The sequence below is a fragment of the Phenylobacterium sp. genome (assembly GCF_030654915.1).
Taxonomy (GTDB): Bacteria; Pseudomonadota; Alphaproteobacteria; order Caulobacterales; family Caulobacteraceae; genus Phenylobacterium.
On record NZ_JAURWM010000023.1, the window covers coordinates 1 to 4,113 of the forward strand.

Below are 4,113 nucleotides of genomic sequence, written 5' to 3' on the forward strand. Positions count from 1 at the left end.
CTGGCGGCTGCTGCAAAAGGCGGGCGCGGTGCTGCTGGACATGAATCCCTCGCCCGAACTCACCGCCGAGATCCGCCGGCGCCTGGTCACGGGCGACGAGCGGCTGCTGGACCTGCACCTGTGGCGGCTGGGTCCCGGCCACCACGCCGCCATCGCGGTGATCGAGGCCAAGACACCCCTGTCGCCGTCCGCTTATCGTGCCCGCCTGGCCGGCCTGCCCGGATTGAGTCATGTGACCGTGGAAACACGGCAGGCGCGTTGACTCCTATGGGTCCCTCTGTATAAGTCCGCGCCTCTCGCCCGCGGGCTATCTCGCGGGCGCAATCCATTTTGCTACAGTCTCAAGGCGCTAACCATGTACGCGGTGATCAAAACCGGCGGAAAGCAGTACCGGGTCCAAGCCGGCGACCTGCTGGTTGTCGAAAAGCTCGACGGTGAACCCGGTGCGGAGGTCGCCTTCGGCGACGTTCTGATGCTGGGTGATGGCGAGGCCATCACGCTGGGTGCTCCCCTCGTGGACGGCGCCCAAGTCTCGGCCACCCTCATCGAAACCCGCAAGGGCGAGAAGGTGAAGATCTTCAAGAAGATCCGCCGCCAGGGCTATCGCCGCACGAAGGGTCACCGTCAGCACGAGACGGTCCTGCGGGTCACCTCGGTCGCCGGCGCCGGCAAGACCGACAAGTGGGACGGCACCGTCGATCTCACCCCGAAGGCCCTGCTGGACGCTCGCGCCCGCAACCTGAAGAACGTGGTCGCCGAACTGGAAGCCGCCTCCCCGGCCGCTCCGGCCAAGGCGAAAGCTCCGAAGGCCGCCGCGGCGACCGACGAAGCCCCGGCCAAGAAGGCTGCGCCGAAGAAGGCCGCCGCCAAGTCGTCCGACGACGCCGCCGTCTAAGCGCAGCGTTCTAGAGAGTTAGGAGAGAGCTATGGCTCACAAGAAATCTGGCGGCTCTTCGCGCAACGGTCGCGACTCAGCTGGCCGCCGTCTCGGCGTGAAGAAATTTGGTGGTGAGTCCGTCGTTGGCGGCAACATCATCGTGCGCCAACGCGGCACCAAGTTCTATCCGGGCGCCAATGTCGGCATCGGTAAGGACCACACCCTCTTCGCGACCGCCGACGGCGCCGTGAAATTCATCACCAAGCGCAACGACCGCACCTACGTGAACGTGGTCGTGGCTGAAGCGAACTAAGGCGAGCCTCATCACCCGGGCCCGCCGTTAGGCGAACCGGGCAGAGAACTTCCAAGGGGAGTCCGGTCGCCGGACTCCCCTTGTTGTTTTCTAAAGGCCCCCAACAGAGGGCCGGGAGGTAGACCATGTGCGCTATCGAATTCGAGCCGGTCATCGCGACCGAGCGTCTTCGGCTACGCAAGCCCCGTAAGGCCGACACGGCGCGCCTCGCGCAGTACGCCAACGACTTCGACGTGGCGCGCATGACCACCGGCATGCCCTATCCCTATGGCGTCGAACACGCTGAGGGCTTCCTCGCCCAGGTGAGCGAGCAGGACCCCGATCGCGAGGTGGTCTTCGTCATCGAGCATCCCGAGCACGGCGCCATCGGCGTGATGGGCTTCGACGGCGCCAGCAGCGATGAAACCGAAATCGGCTACTGGCTGGGCCGGCCCTATTGGGGCGCCGGCTACGCCACCGAGGCCGCGCAGGGCGCGCTGATCTGGGCCCACCGGACCTGGGGCCGGCGCTATCTGCGCGCGGGTCACTTCGCCGACAACCTCGCCTCCGGCCAGGTGCTGACCAAGGCCGGCTTTCTCTATACCGGCGAGGTCCGGCAACGCCCCTCGATCGCCCGGGGCGGGCGGCCAGCCCCGACCCGAATGATGGTTTGGCTGGCCTGATGTTCACGGCGTCATCCCGAGCCGCGGCAAAACGCCAGCCCGGGATGACGTGCGCGAATCCCTCACCTGCGCGGGAATCGACGCCACTACGCTCGACCTGCGCCACTCTGTGCTACAAAAGGCCCCGATGAAGTTTCTCGACCAGTGCAAGATCTATATCCGCTCCGGCAACGGCGGCGGCGGCGCTGTGTCGTTCCGGCGCGAGAAGTACATCGAGTACGGCGGCCCGGACGGCGGTGACGGCGGGCGTGGCGGCGATGTGTGGATCGAGGCCATGGACGGCCTCAACACCCTGATCGACTTCCGCTACGCCCAGCACTTCCGCGCCGAGACCGGCATCCACGGCATGGGCCGCAACCGCCATGGCGCGGCCGGCGCCGATATCGTGCTGTACGTGCCGGTCGGCACCCAGGTGCTGGACGAGGACAAGGAAACCCTCGTCGCCGACATGGACGTGCCGGGCAAGCGCGTGATGTTGCTCAAGGGCGGCAACGGCGGTTGGGGCAACGACCGCTTCAAGGGCCCGATCAACCAGGCGCCCAAGCACGCGAACCCGGGTCAAGAAGGCGAAGAGCGCTGGATCTGGCTGCGGCTGAAGCTGATCGCCGATGTCGGCCTGGTCGGCCTGCCCAACGCCGGCAAGTCGACCTTCCTGGCCGCGGCCAGCGCCGCCAAGCCCAAGATCGCCGACTATCCGTTCACCACCATCACCCCGAACCTCGGCGTGGTCGACCTGTCCACGAATGAGCGCTTCGTGATCGCCGACATTCCCGGCCTGATCGAAGGCGCCTCAGACGGGGCGGGTCTTGGCACCCGCTTCCTGGGCCACGTCGAACGCACGGCCACCCTGATCCACCTGGTCGACGCCACCCAGACCGACGTCGTCGAGGCCTGGAAAACCGTGCGGACCGAACTGGAAGCCTATGCCGACGAGTTGGGCGACAAGATCGAGATCCTGGCGCTGAACAAGATCGACGCCCTGGATGAAAGCACTGTCGAGATGCAGCGCGAGGCCCTGGCCGAGGCCTCGGGCTCCGAGGTCCGCCTGGTCTCGGGCGTCTCGGGCCAAGGCGTGACCGAACTGCTGCGCGAGGCCTACGCCCTGGTCCGGGAACGCAAGGCTGCGGTCGCCAAGGCCAATCCGGAGGACGAAACCAACACCGGCTGGATCCCCTGATGAGCCGGCTGAAGGAGGCCAAGCGCATCGTCGTCAAGCTCGGCTCGGCCCTGGTCGCCGGCGAGAACGGCGCCGACGCGGTCTGGCTGGCGGCCTTCGCGAGCGATCTCGCGCGTCTGCGGGCGCGTGGCCAGCAGGTGCTGGTGGTGTCCTCGGGCGCCGTGGCCCTCGGCCGTCGCCGCCTGAAGATGGGTCGCCGCGCCCTTACCCTGCCTGAGAAGCAAGCCTGCGCGGCCGCTGGCCAATCGGCCCTGATGCGGGCCTGGGAAGAGGCCCTCGAGCCGCACGGGATTTCCGCCGCCCAGGTGCTGCTGACCCGCGACGACACCGAGATCCGCCGCCGCTGGCTCAACGCCCACGCCACCCTCTCGACCCTACTCGACCTCGGCGTCGTGCCGGTGGTCAATGAGAACGACACCGTCGTCACCGAGGAAATCCGCTACGGCGACAACGACCGGCTGGCCGCGCGCGTCGCCCAGATGATCGGCGCCGACGTTCTGGTGCTGCTGTCAGACATCGACGGCCTCTACACGGCCGATCCGCGCCATGATCCCGCCGCCCAGCACATGCCGCGCATCAGCCAACTGACCGCGCAGATCGAGGCCATGGCTGGCGGCGCCAACGCCAGCGCCGGGGTCGGGACCGGCGGCATGGCCACCAAGATCGCCGCCGCCCGCATCGCCCAGTCAGCCGGCTGCACCACGGTCATCACGCTCGGCCGCCGCCCGGCTCCCTTGGCCGCCATCGAGGCCGGGGAACTGGCCACAGTCATTGAGCCGTCCGTCTCCGTCGCCGCCGCCTACAAGGCCTGGATCGCCGGGTCGCTGGCCCCGACAGGGACCCTGGTCGTCGACGACGGCGCGGCCCGCGCGCTGTCCACCGGCAAGAGCCTGCTGGCCGCCGGCGTGCGCGGCGTCGAGGGCCGCTTTGGCAAGGGCGACGCCGTCGTGGTCGCCGACGAGGCCGGCCGCGAGATCGGCCGCGGCATCGCCCGGTACGATTCGAGCGACGCCGAACGCATTCGCGGCTTGAAGTCCGACGCCATCGAGGCCGTTCTGGGCTTCACCTCCGGCCCGCTGATCCA

Annotated in this window: 5 protein-coding genes and 1 pseudogene; all 6 read left to right on the forward strand. The window is 68.2% G+C overall.

Annotation, left to right across the window (positions count from 1 at the left end):
* Positions 1-262 (forward strand): annotated as a pseudogene (locus Q7T84_RS00795) (cation transporter); the annotation flags it as partial.
* Between the two features lie 93 nt (positions 263-355).
* The gene (gene rplU, locus Q7T84_RS00800) at positions 356-895 is read left to right on the forward strand and encodes a 50S ribosomal protein L21 (protein WP_304805657.1); all 540 of its coding nucleotides are present in this window, start codon (positions 356-358) and stop codon (positions 893-895) included.
* Positions 896-926: 31 nt separating this feature from the next.
* Complete coding sequence (gene rpmA, locus Q7T84_RS00805) at positions 927-1,190, forward strand: 50S ribosomal protein L27 (RefSeq protein WP_304805658.1); 264 nt, start codon at positions 927-929, stop codon at positions 1,188-1,190.
* A gap of 125 nt (positions 1,191-1,315) precedes the next feature.
* Positions 1,316-1,852 carry a GNAT family N-acetyltransferase gene (locus Q7T84_RS00810; protein WP_304805659.1) on the forward strand — a complete coding sequence of 179 codons (537 nt, stop codon included), beginning with the start codon at positions 1,316-1,318 and terminating at the stop codon, positions 1,850-1,852.
* 127 nt (positions 1,853-1,979) lie between these two features.
* A complete protein-coding gene (gene obgE, locus Q7T84_RS00815) occupies positions 1,980-3,029 on the forward strand; it encodes a GTPase ObgE (RefSeq protein WP_304805661.1) in 1,050 nt (349 codons plus the stop codon).
* Positions 3,029-4,113: glutamate 5-kinase (proB, locus tag Q7T84_RS00820; RefSeq protein ID WP_304805660.1), on the forward strand; the 1,085-nt coding region annotated here is incomplete at its 3' end. The genes obgE and proB, both read left to right, overlap by 1 nt.

Bases quoted from the DNA above. Each gene is read 5' to 3' on its own strand.
- rplU (WP_304805657.1), top strand. From the start codon at position 356: ATGTACGCGGTGATCAAAACCGGCGGAAAGCAGTACCGGGTCCAAGCC.
- rpmA (WP_304805658.1), top strand. From the start codon at position 927: ATGGCTCACAAGAAATCTGGCGGCTCTTCGCGCAACGGTCGCGACTCA.
- Q7T84_RS00810 (WP_304805659.1), top strand. From the start codon at position 1,316: ATGTGCGCTATCGAATTCGAGCCGGTCATCGCGACCGAGCGTCTTCGG.
- obgE (WP_304805661.1), top strand. From the start codon at position 1,980: ATGAAGTTTCTCGACCAGTGCAAGATCTATATCCGCTCCGGCAACGGC.